The 16315-nt window shown below is 66.3% G+C and carries 18 protein-coding genes and 1 tRNA gene; 15 read left to right on the forward strand and 4 right to left on the reverse strand.

What is annotated here, in order from left to right; genetic code table 11:
* Positions 1-2 precede the first annotated feature (2 nt).
* Genes BW39_RS06380 through BW39_RS06390 form a run of 3 tightly spaced genes read left to right on the forward strand, consistent with a single transcriptional unit; the run spans position 3 to position 2903 of the window.
* The gene (locus tag BW39_RS06380) at positions 3-1064 is read left to right on the forward strand and encodes an iron ABC transporter substrate-binding protein (protein WP_043820593.1); all 1062 of its coding nucleotides are present in this window, start codon (positions 3-5) and stop codon (positions 1062-1064) included.
* On the forward strand, positions 1064-2077 hold the full coding sequence (locus BW39_RS06385) for a FecCD family ABC transporter permease (protein ID WP_043820595.1): 1014 nt from the start codon (positions 1064-1066) through the stop codon (positions 2075-2077). The genes BW39_RS06380 and BW39_RS06385 overlap by 1 nt, the downstream gene beginning before the upstream one ends.
* Positions 2070-2903: an ABC transporter ATP-binding protein gene (locus tag BW39_RS06390; RefSeq protein WP_043820598.1), complete on the forward strand. Its 834-nt coding sequence runs from the start codon at positions 2070-2072 to the stop codon at positions 2901-2903. Before BW39_RS06385 ends, BW39_RS06390 begins: the two co-directional genes overlap by 8 nt.
* Here the strand turns inward: BW39_RS06390 and BW39_RS06395 are convergent.
* A complete protein-coding gene (locus BW39_RS06395) occupies positions 2839-3756 on the reverse strand; it encodes a hypothetical protein (RefSeq protein WP_235264158.1) in 918 nt (305 codons plus the stop codon). The two genes, BW39_RS06390 and BW39_RS06395, sit on opposite strands and share 65 nt — an antisense overlap.
* Before the next feature lie 381 nt (positions 3757-4137).
* Between BW39_RS06395 and BW39_RS06400 the strand changes: the two genes are divergently transcribed.
* The 8 genes from BW39_RS06400 to BW39_RS06435 all read left to right on the forward strand — a co-directional run bounded on the left by BW39_RS06400 (position 4138) and on the right by BW39_RS06435 (position 11427).
* Positions 4138-5970 carry a nitrite/sulfite reductase gene (locus BW39_RS06400; protein WP_013801649.1) on the forward strand — a complete coding sequence of 611 codons (1833 nt, stop codon included), beginning with the start codon at positions 4138-4140 and terminating at the stop codon, positions 5968-5970.
* 28 nt (positions 5971-5998) lie between these two features.
* Entirely contained in the window at positions 5999-6382 is a 384-nt protein-coding gene (locus BW39_RS06405; protein ID WP_012206452.1) for a DUF934 domain-containing protein, read from the forward strand.
* A gap of 1 nt (position 6383) precedes the next feature.
* A complete protein-coding gene (locus BW39_RS06410; protein WP_013801647.1) occupies positions 6384-7142 on the forward strand; it encodes a phosphoadenylyl-sulfate reductase in 759 nt (252 codons plus the stop codon).
* A gap of 41 nt (positions 7143-7183) precedes the next feature.
* Positions 7184-8116 carry a sulfate adenylyltransferase subunit CysD gene (cysD, locus tag BW39_RS06415; protein WP_013801646.1) on the forward strand — a complete coding sequence of 311 codons (933 nt, stop codon included), beginning with the start codon at positions 7184-7186 and terminating at the stop codon, positions 8114-8116.
* Positions 8116-9507, forward strand: a complete 1392-nt coding sequence (locus BW39_RS06420) for a sulfate adenylyltransferase subunit 1 (RefSeq protein WP_043820601.1) — start codon at positions 8116-8118, stop codon at positions 9505-9507. Before cysD ends, BW39_RS06420 begins: the two co-directional genes overlap by 1 nt.
* 164 nt (positions 9508-9671) lie before the next feature.
* Entirely contained in the window at positions 9672-10001 is a 330-nt protein-coding gene (fdxA, locus tag BW39_RS06425) for a ferredoxin FdxA (RefSeq protein ID WP_013801644.1), read from the forward strand.
* A 13-nt stretch (positions 10002-10014) separates the two neighbouring features.
* Entirely contained in the window at positions 10015-11067 is a 1053-nt protein-coding gene (locus BW39_RS06430; protein WP_043820603.1) for an NAD(P)/FAD-dependent oxidoreductase, read from the forward strand.
* An 87-nt stretch (positions 11068-11154) separates the two neighbouring features.
* Positions 11155-11427 carry a hypothetical protein gene (locus BW39_RS06435; protein ID WP_224986237.1) on the forward strand — a complete coding sequence of 91 codons (273 nt, stop codon included), beginning with the start codon at positions 11155-11157 and terminating at the stop codon, positions 11425-11427.
* 41 nt (positions 11428-11468) lie between these two features.
* On the opposite strand, the gene asd is transcribed toward BW39_RS06435, so the two are convergent.
* Positions 11469-12323 (reverse strand): archaetidylserine decarboxylase, encoded by an 855-nt coding sequence (asd, locus tag BW39_RS06440; protein WP_012206459.1) that lies wholly within the window; start codon positions 12321-12323, stop codon positions 11469-11471.
* A gap of 450 nt (positions 12324-12773) precedes the next feature.
* Here asd and infA point away from each other — a divergent pair, with 450 nt between their 5' ends.
* From infA to BW39_RS06455, 3 genes are all read left to right on the forward strand, one after another.
* Positions 12774-13022 carry a translation initiation factor IF-1 gene (infA, locus tag BW39_RS06445; protein ID WP_012206460.1) on the forward strand — a complete coding sequence of 83 codons (249 nt, stop codon included), beginning with the start codon at positions 12774-12776 and terminating at the stop codon, positions 13020-13022.
* Between the two features lie 60 nt (positions 13023-13082).
* Positions 13083-13159: transfer RNA gene (locus BW39_RS06450), tRNA-Pro, on the forward strand.
* Between the two features lie 258 nt (positions 13160-13417).
* Positions 13418-13852 carry a YbaY family lipoprotein gene (locus tag BW39_RS06455; protein WP_043820605.1) on the forward strand — a complete coding sequence of 145 codons (435 nt, stop codon included), beginning with the start codon at positions 13418-13420 and terminating at the stop codon, positions 13850-13852.
* A gap of 71 nt (positions 13853-13923) precedes the next feature.
* Here BW39_RS06455 and BW39_RS06460 read toward each other — a convergent pair whose 3' ends face one another.
* On the reverse strand, positions 13924-14547 hold the full coding sequence (locus BW39_RS06460) for a glutathione S-transferase family protein (RefSeq protein ID WP_043820608.1): 624 nt from the start codon (positions 14545-14547) through the stop codon (positions 13924-13926).
* 101 nt (positions 14548-14648) lie between these two features.
* On the opposite strand from BW39_RS06460, the gene BW39_RS06465 reads away from it, so the two are divergent.
* Positions 14649-15113: a ribonuclease HI family protein gene (locus BW39_RS06465; protein ID WP_081816135.1), complete on the forward strand. Its 465-nt coding sequence runs from the start codon at positions 14649-14651 to the stop codon at positions 15111-15113.
* A 49-nt stretch (positions 15114-15162) separates the two neighbouring features.
* Here BW39_RS06465 and BW39_RS06470 read toward each other — a convergent pair whose 3' ends face one another.
* On the reverse strand, positions 15163-15489 hold the full coding sequence (locus tag BW39_RS06470) for a tetratricopeptide repeat protein (protein WP_081816136.1): 327 nt from the start codon (positions 15487-15489) through the stop codon (positions 15163-15165).
* Positions 15490-16315: the final 826 nt, after the last annotated feature.

Genomic DNA, 16315 nt, shown 5'->3' on the forward strand with positions numbered 1-16315 from the left:
TCATGACCGATCTTCTGTTCACCCGCCGCCGCTGGCTGGGCCAGGCCATGGCGGCGCTGGCCTCATCGGCTCTTGTTCCCGGCCATGCCCAGGCAACCACGATTGCCGCCCGCATGGGACAGATGCCGGACCCTGCCAGGCTGCGCCGCGTATTCGCGGCCGGCCCGCCCGCAGGCGTGCTGGTGGCCACGCTGGCACCGCACAAGCTGCTGGGCTGGCCCCAGCAGTTGGACGATGTCTCGCGCGCCTATCTGGGGCCCACACTGCAGGCGCTGCCGCATCTGGGCCGCCTGTCCGGGCGCGGCAGCACCATGTCGCTGGAATCGCTGCTGAAGCTGCAGCCCGACCTGGTGCTGGACGCCGGCACGGCCGATGCCACCTATATCTCGGCCACCGAGCGGCTGGCGCGCCAGACCGGCCTGCCCTGCGTGCTGATCCAGGGCTCGCTGCCCGACCACGCACGCCAGTTGCGCGAGGTCGGCGCCCTGCTGGGCGAGGCCGCACGCGGCGAACCCCTGGCCCGCCATGCCGATGCCGTGGCGGCGCTGGCGCAGCGTGCCACCAAGGGCATGGCACCGGCCGAGCACCCGCGCGTGTACTTCGCACGCAGCGCCAATGGGCTGGAAACAGGGCTGGCGGGCTCTATCAATGTGGAAGCCGTCGAATATGCGGGCGGGCGCAATGTGGCGACGGATGCAGGGCGTGGCGGGCTCACGCGCGTGTCCATGGAGCAGATCCTGGCCTGGGACCCGCAGGTCATCGTCACGCAGGAACCCGGCCTTGCCGAGCGCATGCGCCAGGACCCGCTGTGGCGCGGCGTGGCCGCCGTGCGCTCGGGCCGCGTGCACTGCGCGCCGGTCTGGCCCTTCGGCTGGCTGGATGGTCCGCCCGGCGTCAACCGGCTGATCGGCGTGCGCTGGCTGCTGGAAAAGCTCCACCCGCAGGCGCCGGCACTGCAGGGACTGCCGCCGTTGGAACGCGAGGTGCGCGACTTCTACCGCCTGTTCTACGGCGCCGACCTGTCGCCCGCAGCGCTGGGCAGGCTGATGGAGACTGCGCGTTGATGCCTGCCACAGGCCGCCGCATGGGGTGGGTGCTCGCGCTGGGCTTGCTGGCCGCCGTGCTGCTGTGGGCGCTGGCGGCGGGTCAGTTCTCCATCGCGCCGCAGCAGCTGTGGCAGTCGCTGCTGGCGCGCGCAATGGGCACGGCATCCCCCTTGTCCGCCAGCGCCGAGACCGTGCTCTGGAACATCCGCCTGCCGCGCATCGCCGCAGGCCTGGCCGTGGGCGCCACGCTGGCGGCGGCAGGCGCGGCCTACCAGGGCATGTTCCGCAACCCGCTGGTCTCGCCCGACATCCTGGGCGTCTCGGCCGGTGCCGGCCTGGGCGCGGTGCTGGGCATCTTCCTGGGCTGGACCATGGCGGCCGTGCAGGCCCTGGCCTTTGGCGGCGGGCTGGCCGCCGTGGCCGCGGTGGTGGCCATCAGCGCCAGCGTGCGCCGCCATGACCCGGTGCTGGTTCTGGTGCTGGCCGGCATTGCGCTGGGCGCGCTGCTGGGCGCGGGCATCGCCCTGGTCAAGACGCTGGCCGACCCCAATACGCAGCTGCCATCCATCACCTTCTGGCTCATGGGCGGCCTGAGCGCCGTGACGCTGCCCGAGCTGGGTGCCACGGCGCCCGTGATGCTGTGCGCCCTGCTGCCCCTGATGCTGCTGCGCTGGCGCATCAACCTGCTGGGCCTGCCTGACGAGGAGGCGCTGGCCCTGGGCGTGCCCGTGGCACGCCTGCGCCTGCTGCTGGTGGCCTGTGCCACGCTGGGCACGGCGGCCGCCGTATCGCTGGCCGGCATCGTGGGCTGGGTGGGGCTGGTGGTGCCGCATGTGGCGCGCCTGCTGGTCGGCCCCAATTTCGTGCGCCTGCTGCCGGCCTCGGCGCTGCTGGGCGCGGGCTTCGTGGTTGCGGCCGACACGCTGGCGCGCAGCGCGGCACGCATCGAGCTGCCGCTGGGCATTCTCACGGCCCTGGTCGGCGCGCCCTTCTTTCTCTACCTGCTGTCGCGCACGGGGCGCAATGACTGAAGTGCAGGCCCCACCCGTGCTGCAGACGCTGGCCCTGGCCACGGGCCATGGGCGCCGGCGCGTCAGCCAGGGGCTTGACCTGGCCATTGCCGCAGGCGAGGTGCTGTGCCTGCTGGGCCCCAACGGCTGCGGCAAGACCACGCTGTTCCGCACCGTGCTGGGCCTGCTGGCGCCGCTGGCCGGAGAGGTGCGCGTGCAGGGCCAGCCCGTGCACAGCTGGCCGCGTGCCGAGTTTGCGCGGCGCGTGGGCTATGTGCCCCAGGCTCAGGCCGGCGTCTTCGGCTTCGAAGCGCTGGACATGGTGCTCATGGGCCGTGCCGCGCGCCTGCCTGCGCTGGCCCGGCCTTCAAGTGCCGACCGTGCCCTGGCGCTGGGCTGCCTTGAGCAGTTGGGCATCGCCCATCTGGCGCTGCGCCCCTATACCGAGCTGAGCGGCGGCGAGCGCCAGCTGGTGCTGATCGCACGCGCCCTGGCCCAGGAGCCCGCGCTGTTGGTCATGGACGAGCCCACGGCCAGCCTGGACTTCGGCAACCAGATCCGCGTGCTGGACCAGATTGCCGCGCTGCGTGCACGCGGCATGGCCGTGCTGCTGTCCACCCACCAGCCCGAGCATGCGCTGCAGGTGGCCGACCGCATCGCCCTGCTGGGCCGCGACGGACTGCAGGCCTGCGGTGCGGCGGCGCAGGTGGCGACACCGGCCGCGCTGGCTGCGCTCTATGGGGTGAGCGAGGCGGCGGTGGCGGCGCGGCTGCCGGCAATCCCTAAGGTCTGGGCGGGCGCCACTTCCAGCACGGCGGCGGCGTCAAGGGCCGGCCTGCATCCTTGAGCAAGCGCTGCAGCAATTGCTGCTCGCTGTGGATGGAAGGATCGGCCAGCAGCCGGGCAAACTGGGCTCCTCCGTCCTGCATGCCGAGCGGGGCGGACGCTTGCAGCAGCCACTCCAACTGGCGGCGCCGGGCCTGGGCCGCGGCGCGCTCGGTCGGGGTTTTGGCCAGCCGGCGTTGAATCGCCAGCCCAAAGCCCTCGTCCAGCACGGTCGATGAGCGCTGCGTCAGCAGGTGGGCTACATGCAGGCAGTCGGCCTCGCGCGCCGGGGTTTTGCCCATCGCTTCGGGTTTGCAGGTATCCAGCAGCGTCTTGTAGCCCGTCAAGGGAAAGGCTGTCCAGATACCTATTGCAGTGATCACCGCGCCTTCCTCGAGCCGGTAGTTCGGACTGCCACCCAGCGCCTGCAGCTCCTGTGCCGTGGGCGGATGGCGCAGCAAAGCGGACTGCATCCAGCGCACGCCGTCATACATGTGCAGGTCCGCGTAGCGGCTTTCGCGCGCTGCAACCAGCAGTTCCTGCGGTCCCAGCGCCTGCTGCATCAGCGCAGAGAAATTGCTGGGCTCCAGCGCCAGCCAGCGGCGAGCAGCCTCGGAGCGCACTTCGCCTTCGTCCTCAGGGGCCTTGGAGGCCAGCAGTTGATAGGCCAGCGCATCCTGCCCTGCCCGCTCGAGCGCGTCCTGGCGCCAGCCCTCGGCCTGGCTGACAGCGCTTTTGTCGCGGGGCGACAGATTGATCAGGATGGCCGCAAAGGCCAGATCGCGCCCGCTGCCAGCACCGGCCAACTGCGCCGCCACGCGATGCAGATACGCATCCCAGGCTGATTCCTGTGCGGATTTGTCGGGTTCAGGCATGTCAGCTGTGTGCGCTGCTGACAACGGAGACGGCGGCTGTGCCGGCTTCTGGGCCTGCGCCTGAGCAGCGGTTGCCAATGCCAAGGCCAGCCCGATGGCGGCACAACGGTTTCGCATTCTGAAATCCTCCCTCTGGCCGGAAAGCATATCGGCCGCTCATGCGTTTGGCATGCCCAGCCCCACAAAGCCTGCTGCCATTCACTTATATCCATATCCACATACTTGCAGGACAAAACAATCGTTTGCTTCTATAAGGCCATTGCTTACATTTCCGTCCATGCAGGGTTCTGCGCGCGTTTCCCGCAAGTGCCTCGGTGCCACGCAATGAACCCCTGCACCGCCGCCACTGGCGGCAGTCGAAGACCCCACATCCGAAGCGCCATGTACCAATACACCGAATTCGACAAACAGTTCATCCGCCTGCGCGCCGAGCAGTTCCGTGACCAGCTCGAACGCTGGCAGGCCGGCAAGCTCTCGGAGGATGAGTTCAAGCCCCTGCGTCTGCAAAACGGCTGGTATGTGCAGCGCTACGCGCCCATGCTGCGCGTGGCCGTGCCCTACGGCGAACTGTCCAGCGCCCAGTTGCGCGTTCTGGCCCGCGTGGCCCGCGAGTACGACCAGCCCGACGCCGCCCTGCTGGCCGAGGCCCGCGCCACCCAGGACCGGCTGGGCGACATCCCGCTGCACGACGGCCGCCGCATCGGCTCCGACCTGAAGTTCGGCTACGGCCACTTCACCACGCGCACCAACGTCCAATACAACTGGATTCCGCTGTCCAAGGCCGCCGACGTGATGGACCTGCTGGCCAGCGTGAACCTGCACGGCATCCAGACCAGCGGCAACTGCATCCGCAACATCAACAGCGACGCGCTGGCGGGCATTGCCATCGACGAGATCGCCGACCCCCGCCCCTTCACCGAAATCCTGCGCCAGTGGAGCACGCTGCACCCCGAGTTCAGCTTCCTGCCGCGCAAGTTCAAGGTCTCCATCAGCGGCGCCGAGGAAGACCGCGCCGCGCTGGGCTGGTACGACGTGGGCCTGCAGTTGCTCAAGAACGAGGCTGGCGAGCTGGGCTTCAAGGTGCGCGTGGGCGGCGGCATGGGCCGCACGCCCACCATCAGCCCGGTGCTGCGCGAGTTCCTGCCCTGGAACCAGCTGATGAACTACCTGGAAGCCGTGATCCGCGTCTACAACCGCTACGGCCGCCGCGACAACGCCTGGAAGGCGCGCATCAAGATCCTCGTGAAGTCCGAGGGCCAGAACTTCATCGACCAGGTCGATGAGGAATTCCGCCAGATCGTCGAGGTCGAGGGTGGTCCCCACACCATCACGCAAGCCGAGTACGACCGCGTGGCCGCCAATTTCCGCGAGCCCGAGCTGGACCTGTCGCCCGCCAATGCCGAGGCCGAGACCCTGGCCCTGCTGCGCACGGCCGCCGAGGAAGACAAGGACTTCGGCCGCTGGCTGATCAGCAACGTGCGCCCGCACCGCCACCCGCAACTGCGCGCCGTGCTGCTGTCGTTCAAGCGCCTGGGCTACGCGCCCGGCGATGCCACGGCCGACCAGATGGATGCCGCCGCCGCGCTGGCCGACCAGTTCTCGGCCGGCGAGATGCGCGTCACCCACGAGCAGAACCTGCTGCTGCCCTGGGTGCGCCGCGACCAGCTGCCCCAGCTGTACAAGGCGGCCAAGGCCCTGGGCCTGGCCAAGCCCAACATCGGCCTGCTGACCGACATGATCGCCTGCCCCGGCGGCGACTTCTGCTCGCTGGCCAATGCGCGCTCCCTGCCCATTGCCGAGGCCATCACCGAGCGCTACCAGGACCTGGACGAGCTGTGGGACCTGGGCGAGATCGACCTGCACATCAGCGGCTGCATCAACAGCTGCGGCCACCACCACAGCGGCCACATCGGCATCCTGGGCGTGGACAAGGACGGCAAGGAGTGGTACCAGATCACGCTGGGCGGCGCCGACGGCTCCCACCTGTCCGGCCCGGCCACGCCCGGCAAGATCATCGGCCCCTCGTTCAGCGCCGCCGAAGTGCCCGGCGTGATCGAGGCCCTGCTGGCCACCTACCGCGAGCAGCGCCAAAGCGAAGGCGGCCGTTTCGAGACCTTCATCGCCACCGTGCGCCGCGTGGGCATCGACCCGTTCAAGGCCGCCGGCAATGCCGCCCGCCACCCCGCCAAGCACACCGAGGAGGCGGCCGCCTGACCCCAGGTGAGAGCCGCAGGAGATCCCCATGAAAATCATCGCCGCCCAAGAGCACCAAAGCCCGGCCGAAGGCCAGCAGACCATCATCGCCCCGGCCAATGACGCCGATCCCTTCACGCTGGATCTGACCGGCGTGCAGCGCATCGACCTCAACTTTCCCAAGTTCACCGATGGCCGCGCCTTCAGCCAGGCCCGCCTGCTGCGCAAGCGCCTGGGCTTCCAGGGCGAGATCCGCGCCACCGGCGACGTGCTGATCGACCAGCTGGTGCAGATGCAGCGCTGCGGCTTCGACGTGGCCGTGCTGCGCGAAGGCGTGGACATCGCCGACGCCCAGCGCCAGCTGGACCGCTTCCACGGCTTCTACCAGGGCGATGCCGTGCATCCCGAGCCCCACTTCGTCAAGGCGGCCTAACATGGGTGCGCAAAGCTTTCTGTCGCGACAGGCATCGGCCAAGGCCACCGAGGTCAACGGCCGTGCCAGCAGCGGCTTTGCCGACAAGCTGGCCGCCACCGAGGCCCTGCTGCGCGAGGCAGCGGCGCTGGGCGCCGAGGCCGTGACGCAGGCCTCCAGCCTGGGCGCCGAGGATGTGGTGATCACCGACATCATCCACCGCCTGGGTCTGGACATCCCCGTCTTCGTGCTGGACACCGGCGCCCTTCACACCGAGACCCTGGCCCTGCTGGAGCGCACCCAGTCGCTGCCCGGCCTGAGCGTCAAGGTCTACCGGCCGCAGCTCGAATCGGTGATCCACTTCATCCGCGACAACGGCCAGGACGCCATGTACCGCAGCATCGAGCTGCGCAAGGCCTGCTGCGGCGTGCGCAAGATGGAGCCGCTGGCGCGTGCGCTGGCCGGCAAGAGCGCCTGGATCACGGGCCTGCGCCGCGAGCAGTCCAATGCCCGCGCCGACGTGCCCGCCGTGGACCGCAGCGAGGTCGAGACCAAGGGCCTGACCAAGTTCAACCCGCTGACCGACTGGACCCAGGGCGATGTCTGGCACTACATCGCCAGCCACGGCGTGGACTACAACCCGCTGCACGACCAGTTCTATCCCAGCATCGGCTGCGCACCCTGCACGCGCGCGGTCAGCCTTGGCGAGGACTTCCGCGCCGGCCGCTGGTGGTGGGAGGATGAAGCGGCCAAGGAATGCGGCCTGCATGCCAAGAAGTGACGCCTGCAGGGTTTGACACCGATTTGATTGGAAACCAAGAAATGAATGCCCGTGTGGACACCTCCGTGCTGAGCCATCTCAGCAACCGCCACCTCGACGCCCTCGAAGAGGAAACCATCTTCGTGCTGCGCGAAGTGGCCGCCGCCTTCGAGCGCCCCACCCTGCTGTTTTCGGGCGGCAAGGACTCGCTGGTCATGCTGCGCTGCGCCGAAAAGGCCTTCGGCAAGGGCCGCATCCCCTACCCGCTGCTGATGATCGACACCGGCCACAACTTCCCGGAAGTGACCGATTTCCGCGACCTGCGTGCCAAGGAGCTCGGTGCCGAACTCATCGTGCGCAGCGTCGAGGACTCCATGGCACGCGGCACCGTGCGCCTGGCCCATCCGGGCGAAAGCCGCAACGTCCACCAGTCGGTAACGCTGCTGGAGGCCATCGATGAATTCCGCTTCGACGCCCTGATCGGCGGCGCGCGCCGCGACGAGGAAAAGGCCCGCGCCAAGGAACGCATCTTCAGCCACCGCGACAGCTTCGGCCAATGGCAGCCCAAGGCCCAGCGCCCCGAGCTGTGGACACTGTTCAACACGCGTCTGGCCCCCGGCGAGCACTTCCGCGTGTTCCCCATCAGCAACTGGACTGAACTCGATGTCTGGCAATACATCGAGCGCGAGCAGATCGCCCTGCCCAGCATCTACTACACGCACAAGCGCGAAGTGGTGGAGCGCCGCGGCCTGCTGGTGCCCGTGACCGAACTCACGCCCCCACGCGACGGCGAGGAAGTCGTGGTGCGCGACGTGCGCTTTCGCACCGTGGGCGACATCACCTGCACCTGCCCCGTGGAAAGCGAAGCCGCCACGGCAGCCGACATCGTGCTCGAAACCCTGGCCGCCGAAGTCAGCGAACGCGGCGCCACGCGCATGGACGACAAGACCAGCGACGCCTCCATGGAAAAGCGCAAGAAGGACGGATATTTCTGATGACCACCGCAAGCATTGCCGCCGACGCAGCCGTCGCGGATTCCACGGCCACCCAGGCCAGCCAGGCCACACAGCAGACCGCCGCCAACGCCTCGGCCTTGCGCTTCATCACCTGCGGCTCCGTCGATGACGGCAAGAGCACGCTGATCGGCCGCCTTTTGGTGGACACGCGCGCCGTGCTGCAGGACCAGCTGGCCGGCGTCACCAAGAGCGGCGAGACCGACCTGGCGCTGCTGACCGACGGCCTGTCGGCCGAGCGCGAGCAGGGCATCACCATCGACGTGGCCTACCGCTACTTCGCCACCGAAAGCCGCAAGTTCATCATCGGCGACGCGCCGGGCCATGAGCAGTACACGCGCAACATGGTCACCGCCGCCAGCAGCGCCGACGCCGCCGTGGTGCTGGTCGATGCCACCAAGCTCGACTGGAAGAACCCGCAGCTCACCCTGCTGCCGCAGACGCGCCGCCACAGCCTGCTGGCCCACCTGCTGCGCGTGCACTCGCTGGTGTTTGCCGTCAACAAGCTCGATGCCGTCGAAGACCCGCAACAGGCCTTCGTCCACATCCGCGGCGCGCTGGAGCGCTTCACGGCCGAGGCCGGCATCGCCTCCGCGGCCACCGTGCCCGTCTCGGCCCTCAAGGGCTTCAACGTGGTCAACGCCGAGCCCGGCTGGGCCGGCTACGACGGCCCCAGCCTGCTGCAGCTGCTGGAGCAGTTGCCCAACACGCCGACCGACACCGGCCTGGCGCTGGCCTTCCCCGTGCAGTGGGTGGAGAAATTCTCGTCCTCGGCCGATACCAGCCAGGGCCGCCGCGTGTTCTGGGGCCGCGTGGCCGCAGGCCGCGCACGCGTGGGCGACGCCGTGCAGATCCTGCCCAGCGGCCAGCAGGCCGTGATTGCCCAGGTGCTGGACCATGCCCGCGTTCCCGGCTCCATCGACGCAGGCCTGTCGGCCGGCATCACGCTGGACCGCGAGGTCGATGTCTCGCGCGGCGACTGGCTCGTCGCAGCCCCTGCGGCTGCAGCGGCCGCTGCCGATGACGACTTCGACGCCCAGGAAGCGCAGCCCGCATGGCCCAGCAAGCGCGAGTTGACTGCCACCGTGGCCTGGATGGACGAGCAGCCGCTGGTCCCCGGCCGCACCTACCTGGCGCTGCACGGCCACCGCTGGATCAAGGCCAAGGCCCGCCGCGTGGTGCACCGCCTGAACATCCACACGCTGGCCCAGGAAGAGGCCACCCAGCTGGAGCCCAACGCCATCGGCCGCGTGGAGCTGCTGCTGCAGGAAAGCATTCCCGCAGCGCCCTTCGCCCAGGCCCGCCAGTTGGGTGCGCTGATCCTCGTGGACACGGCCAGCCACGCTACCGCAGGCGCTGCACTGCTGGATTGAGCAACTGGACAGTCCCGCTTCGCGAGCCGGCACATGCCGGCTCGTGGGCTTTCGGAAAACCGCAGCAGTCCGCGCCAGAATCCTTGCCATGTGCGGGACTGGCTCCTGAAAAATTTTAGAATCCCGGGTTGATACCGACATTCACACTGCCATAAAAGACTCCCATGACTCACGTCGTCACCGAAAACTGCATCAAGTGCAAATACACAGATTGTGTGGATGTCTGCCCCGTGGACTGCTTCCGCGAAGGCCCCAACTTCCTCGTGATCGACCCTGACGAGTGCATCGATTGCGCCGTGTGCATTCCCGAATGCCCGGCCAATGCCATCTTTGCCGAGGAAGACGTCCCCGCCGACCAACTGGCCTTCATCAAGCTCAATGCCGAGCTGTCGCTGGAAAAGGGCTGGAAGAGCATCACCAAGCGCAAGGCCTCGCTGCCCGACGCCGACGACTGGAACGGCAAGCCCGGCAAGATCGACCAGCTCGAACGCTGAAGCCGCGCAGCCCATGCAAGACAGCTCCGGCACGCAACCGATCCAGACCGATGCCCTCGTCATAGGCGCGGGCCCGGCCGGCCTGTTCCAGGTGTTTCAGCTGGGCCTGCAAGGCATTCGCTGCCATGTCGTCGATGCCCTGCCCCATGTGGGCGGGCAGTGCGCGCAGCTGTACGGCGACAAGCCCATCTACGACATTCCCGGCATTCCGGTATGCACGGGCCATGAACTGGTCCAGCTGCTGCAGCGGCAGGTCGCGCCCATGGACGCGCAACTGCACCTTTCCCAGCAGGTCTCCCAGCTGCAGCGCATGGACGATGGCCGCTGGCTGGCGCAGACCTCGCAAGGCCTTGAACTGCACGCGCGCAGCGTCTTCATTGCGGCTGGCGTGGGGGCCTTTGTGCCCAAGGCGCTGAAGGTGCCCGGCGTGGAGCTGCTGGCTGCTGGCCAGCTTCACTACCATCCTGCCGATCTGGAAATGGTGCGCGGCCAGACCGCCATCGTCCACGGTGGCGACGAAGAGGCCGTGGCCGCGGCCATTGCCTGCGCCGACAGGGCCCAGGCCACCTACCTGCTCTACCGCCGCGACGCCTTCCAGGCTTCGGCCGCACTGCTGGAGCGCCTGCAGGAGTTGCGCGACAGCGGCGCCATCCGCGTGGTGATCGGCCAGATCACGCAACTGCATGCCGATGCAGGCCAACTGCGCGCCGTTCAATGGATGGATGGCGAAGGCCAGGAGCACGAACTGGCGGCGCAGCAACTGGTCGTCTGCCTGGGCATCTCCCCCCGCCTGGGCCCGGTCGCCGAATGGGGCCTGGCCATGGAACGCAAGCAGCTGCTGGTGAACCCTGCAACCCAGGCCACCGATGCGCCAGGCATCTATGCGATTGGCGACATCGTCAGCTACCCGGGCAAGCACAAGCTGATCCTGTGCGGCTTCCATGAAGCCACCATGGCGGCCTTTGCCGCCGCCGAGTATCTGCAGGGCGAAAAACCGCTGCTGCAGTACACGACGACCAGCGCACGTCTGCACGCCATCCTTGGCGTTTCCCACCCGCAGGCATGATTGCTCGTGGCCGCACCCCGGCGGCCCTACAGTTTGGCGCGGCAGTGTCGATAGAGTTGGCAGCGTCCACTCATGCACATCAAGCCTATGGTTGCCACACTCGAAGCCCCTCCCAGCACCGCGATCGCGCCACCGGCCGATCCGCGCAGCTTCACCTTCCAGATGCCGCTGTTTCGCCCCGGCACGCATGTCACGCAAAACGGCAAGGCCGAGAAGGTCAGCCACGTGATACTGCGCCGCCGCGAACTGATGGTCTACCTGGTCGGCCATGAAGACCCCGTCAGGCCTGAACGGCTGAGCATCACGCCTTCGATGTTCACCACACAGAGGCGCCCTGAAGCCCTGAGCTGGATCCTTTGAAAGAAACCGGGCCTGGGCCCGGTTTCATCGATCATCCAGGCTCAGGCCTCGTTGCGCCCGGCCATCTTCTGGCCCAGGCGCACGGGCGCAGCATGCGTCCACTGCCCGTTGAAGCGAAGCCCTGCCGATGCGGGGAACAGCATGACGACGGTGGAGCCCAGCTGGAAGCGCCCCATTTCCTCGCCCTGGCCCAGGACGATGGACTGGTCGTCATAGCGCCAGTCCTGGATGCGTCCAGGACGGGGCGGATTGACGATGCCGTGCCACACCGTTCCCATGCTGCCCACGATGGTGGCCCCCACCAGCACCAGCACCATGGGACCGTGGTCGGTATCGAAAACGCAGACCACGCGCTCGTTGCGCGCAAACAGGCCCGGCACGCCGCGCGCCGTGACCGGGTTGACCGAGAACAGTTCGCCCGGCACATAGATCATGCGCCGCAGCCGGCCTGCACAGGGCATGTGGATGCGGTGGTAGTCGCGCGGGCTCAGGTAAATGGTGGCGAAATGCCCGTTGTCGAATTGCCGCGCCAACTGCGCATCGCCGCCGACCAGCGCCGTGGCGCTGTAGCTGTGCCCCTTGGCCTGGAAGATCTGCTCGCCCTCGATGGCGCCGATCTGGCTGATGGCCCCATCCACCGGACAGACCCAGTCGGCCGAAGCCAGCGGCCGCACACCGGGCTTGAGCGCCCGCGTGAAGAACTCGTTGAAGCTGGCATAGGCCGCAGGATCGGAATCGGCCGCCTCCGACATGTCCACGCCATAGCGTGCAATGAAGCGCCGGATGACTGCCGTGGTCAGGTCGCCAGCACGCGCCTGGGCCAGGCGCCCCATGACGGCAGTCAGCGCCTGCTTGGGCAAAAGATACTGGGAGAGAACGGCAAGTCGATCAGACATCGAGGTTTTGCTATGAAAGTAATAGAAGTTGTGGGCGGATTCTAGCCAACCCACACCCCTCGCCCTCAACTCCTCCCGCCGCTTTCAGCACTTGTCACGCCCGCCTCGAAGCCAAGCGCACGCTTTCCGGAGGCCGCGGATGAAACGCAGATGACAAAGGCAGCACCGTTCCAGCAAAAATCCAACCTGTGTTTTGCGTGCGACGGCCGCATTGGGCCGCGCACGCACGGGAATGCAACGCTGTAGAATTGGGAGGTTTAGCTGTTGCCGGGCTTTGCCTTTGCGACACCATTGTGACCTGGCCTTCCGTTCGGTCTGCGCCTCTTGCGCAGAACATCCACTGCTTTTTCAGCCTCGGCCCACGTACCCCATGTTCTGTGGGCCAGGCAAGGCCTTCGTGGTTCCGACAAGTGAGTGCCGCAACCGACCCAGACCTGAGAGATTGAACACATGGCCAAAGAAGAACTGATTGAAATGCAGGGTTCCGTCACGGAAGTCCTGCCTGACTCTCGCTTTCGTGTGACGCTGGAAAACGGACACCAGCTGATCGCCTACACCGGCGGCAAGATGCGCAAGCACCACATCCGCATCCTGGCTGGCGACAAGGTATCGCTGGAGATGTCGCCCTACGACCTGACCAAGGGCCGCATCACCTTCCGCCACCTGGCCAACCGCGGCCCGGGACCTGGCTCGCGTTGAGCAAAAAATTCGCCCATTGCGAAAATACCCATTTTTTTGACGCTACAATAGCGTTTTAGTCGGAGCGTAGCGCAGCCTGGTAGCGCATCTGCTTTGGGAGCAGAGGGTCGCGAGTTCGAATCCCGCCGCTCCGACCAAATGATTCAAGCCCCTGGTTCGAAAGAGCCAGGGGCTTTTGTCTGTGCAGATCGCAAGTGTTCAACCGAGCGTCGCCAGCGCAGCGCCCGCAGCACGAGCACAAACCTTTCACACCCTTGCCTCCAAGACTGGCAACCAGCCAGCAGATCGGCCCATGCGACTTTGGGAAATGGCAGCAGCTTGCGTTGAGCCTGCTCCTACAGCCCCGCAAGCCGCGCCAGGCCAGACTGGGACTCCCAAATCAAGAAGGAGCTCCAATGAATTCCAACAGCCTTCAGCGCCGCACAACCCTGGCCCTCGTGATGTCCGCAGCACTGCTGGGTGCATGCGCCCAGACCCAGCCGGCGCCCAATGCGCCCGTCACTGCGGTCATGGGAACCGTTGACCTGAGGGAGCCCGCTCCGCTTGCGCCCGATGCCGTGCTGGTCGTCGAATTGCAGGACACCTCGCGCGCCGATGCTCCCGCCCCGGTGATATCCCAGCAGTCCATGCGGCTCGAAGGCCTCAAGCCGCCCTACAGCTTCAAGCTGCCCGTCGAGCCCAGCCGCCTGAATCCTGCCGCGCAATACACGGTCACCTCACGCATTACCCAGGGCAACCAACTCATCTTCATCAATGACACCGTCCACCCGGTGCTGACCCGTGGTGCAGGCTCGAAGGCCGACATGATGCTGGTGCGCGTCGCCCCCTGACCCCACGCTTTCAACAACCAAAGCCCGCAGGAACCCTGGCGGGCTTTGTCACGCAGGGCGCCAGACCGCCATCAAGGCATGCCGTTGGCGCCGTGCAGGCGAAAGCCCGGCCGCTCGCAAAGCCGTTCGTAGTAGGCGCGGACTGCAGGCAATTCAGGGCGCTCCATGGGCGCCGACATCCAGCGATGCGTGGACAGACCCAGCACGATATCGGCCAGGCTCAATTGCGTGCCAGCAGCAAAGGCGCCGGTGTGCGACAACTGGTCTTCCAGAATGCGCATGTGGCGATGCCAGTTCGCCATGCTGCCAGCCAGTTGCGCGGGGTCCTGATGCTCCGGACTTTTTCTCACCAATCCCATGAAGGCATAGCGCCAGGCATTGTTCAACTCGGTTGCCTGCCAGTCCATCCACTGCTCGACAAGCGCGCGTTCGGCGGGTGCTGAAGGCAGCAGGTCCTGCCGGTCATGGCGGGACGTCAGGTAGCGGCAGATGGCATTGGACTCCCACAGCACCAGCGGTCCATCAAGCAGCACCGGAACCATCGCATTCGGATTGAGCGCCAGAAATCCCGGCTCCTGCGTCGAACGATGGCCTGAACCCCATTCCTCCTGGTCGAAAGAAATTCCCAACTCCACGCAAAGCCACAGCACCTTGCGCACATTGATGGACGATGACTTGCCCAGAATCCTGATCATTCGCTGCCTTCTTCGGTTTCGGTGATTTGCAGACCTGCATTGTCCCGCGCCATCCGACAAGAAATGCGACCGAACCTCCACCGCTGCCGCATGATGCAGGCATGCCCCTGGAAAAGCTCCCATCACGCCCAAGCGCCTGCGGCCCCGCGCCCTCAGATGCCGACCTCTGGACTGCCTACATTGATGCAAGCGCCGTACCCAACCCCGGACGCATGGCCATGGGCGCCGTCATCACCGCACCCGACGGACGCCGCCACCTTCTGTCCGAGCCCTGCCCCGAGCGAGGCTGCAATAACGAAGCCGAACTGCGCGCCCTGATGGCCGCGCTGCAGGCCCTGCAAGCCCTGCAGGCGCGCCGCCTGAGCATCTTCACGGACAGCAGCATCCTGGTGGAGCAGTTGACTCCATCGCCACGCCCCATCAAGCCCATCGCGCGCCTGGCAGACCTCTTTGACGAGGCCCGCACCATGCTGACCGGGTTCGAGCACGTGCAACTGCGCTGGATACCCCGCCACCGCAACACCGAGGCCGACGCCTTGGCCAGGGAAGCTCTTTTGCAGGCGTGAATCCCGCTCCGCACCCACACCCACACCCACCCTTGCGCAGGGTCTCGACTCAGGCCGCCTGCTGCCTGTCCAGGCGCTTGAGGAACACCCCAATCTCCTTTACGACCTGGGCGTCCCCCTTCTGCTGCGCGCAGGCCAATCCCGTATTCCACGCCCGCCGCGCTCCAGCAGCGTCGCCCAGCGCCAGCAATGCCCGGCCCAGCAGCTTCCACGCCACCGAATAGCCGGGATCGAGTTCAGTGGCCCGCTCCAGGTGTGAATGAGCCACCCCAGGCGCCTCGTTTTCAAGATAGGTCTTGCCCAAGGTACAGCGCAGCAGGGCCGAGTCCTTGCCGGATGCGAGCAGGCCCTCAAGCCTTTGCGTCATTTCATTCATCTTCAAACCCCTTTCAGCGGCAACACAGGCCCATGGCTCCAGCGGCAAATTCTGCCTCTGCTATAATCCCGTGGTTGTCTGCGCAGGCAATGCTGTATCTCACGCCGGCGCGTCGTGCACTACGACGAAAAAAACAACGGTGACAGCCGCAGAGACGTTCTGCCGTAAAACGATGGTCGCGTAAGAGCCATCGTCCACATTCCCAGATAAAAGCCCGCTCCACAGCGGGCTTTTTGCATTGCACGGCGCATTTGGCTTGAGGCGGTTGCATCGGAGTACAAAAAAACAGCTTTACGGCTCAGATGCATGCAACTTCGGCTGCTTTGACCCCATCAAGCACCTTGTTTCAATTTACACTTGACAACCAGGAAGGACCGGAGACGCAGACGCAAGCGCTCTCATTCAAAACCCCTAGCATGTGTCCTTCCTGGATTGATCGCATGGAACGCTCCATTCAGCGCCCCGGCCGCCTCCGCAGCCGGGGCGTTTTTTCTTGAGCGGCACCACGTCAGATACCCGCCCAGCAGGCGAAAACCGCAAAACACAAGCTTTTTCTAATTCCAGAGAAGTTCTGGGTTTATTTGAGAATGATTCTTGTTTGCGTATATCATTCAACCCATGCTGCAGCATTCATGGTGTTGCAGCAGTTCAGTTTCATCGTGGGGCGACTCGTCAGGCCAGTTCAGCCTGCAGTCGTTTTTGCCAGCCAGCGGTATGCCGGTTAGCCAGGCTCTTTTTCAAGCACGATCGTTTCTGGATATCTCTCTCATTCCTTGCACCGAGACGGCGCCCGCAGCAGCAGACGCGCCACTTTCGCACCCAGCCC

The sequence above is a fragment of the Delftia sp. RIT313 genome (assembly GCF_000632165.1).
Classification (GTDB): domain Bacteria; phylum Pseudomonadota; class Gammaproteobacteria; order Burkholderiales; family Burkholderiaceae_C; genus Comamonas; species Comamonas acidovorans.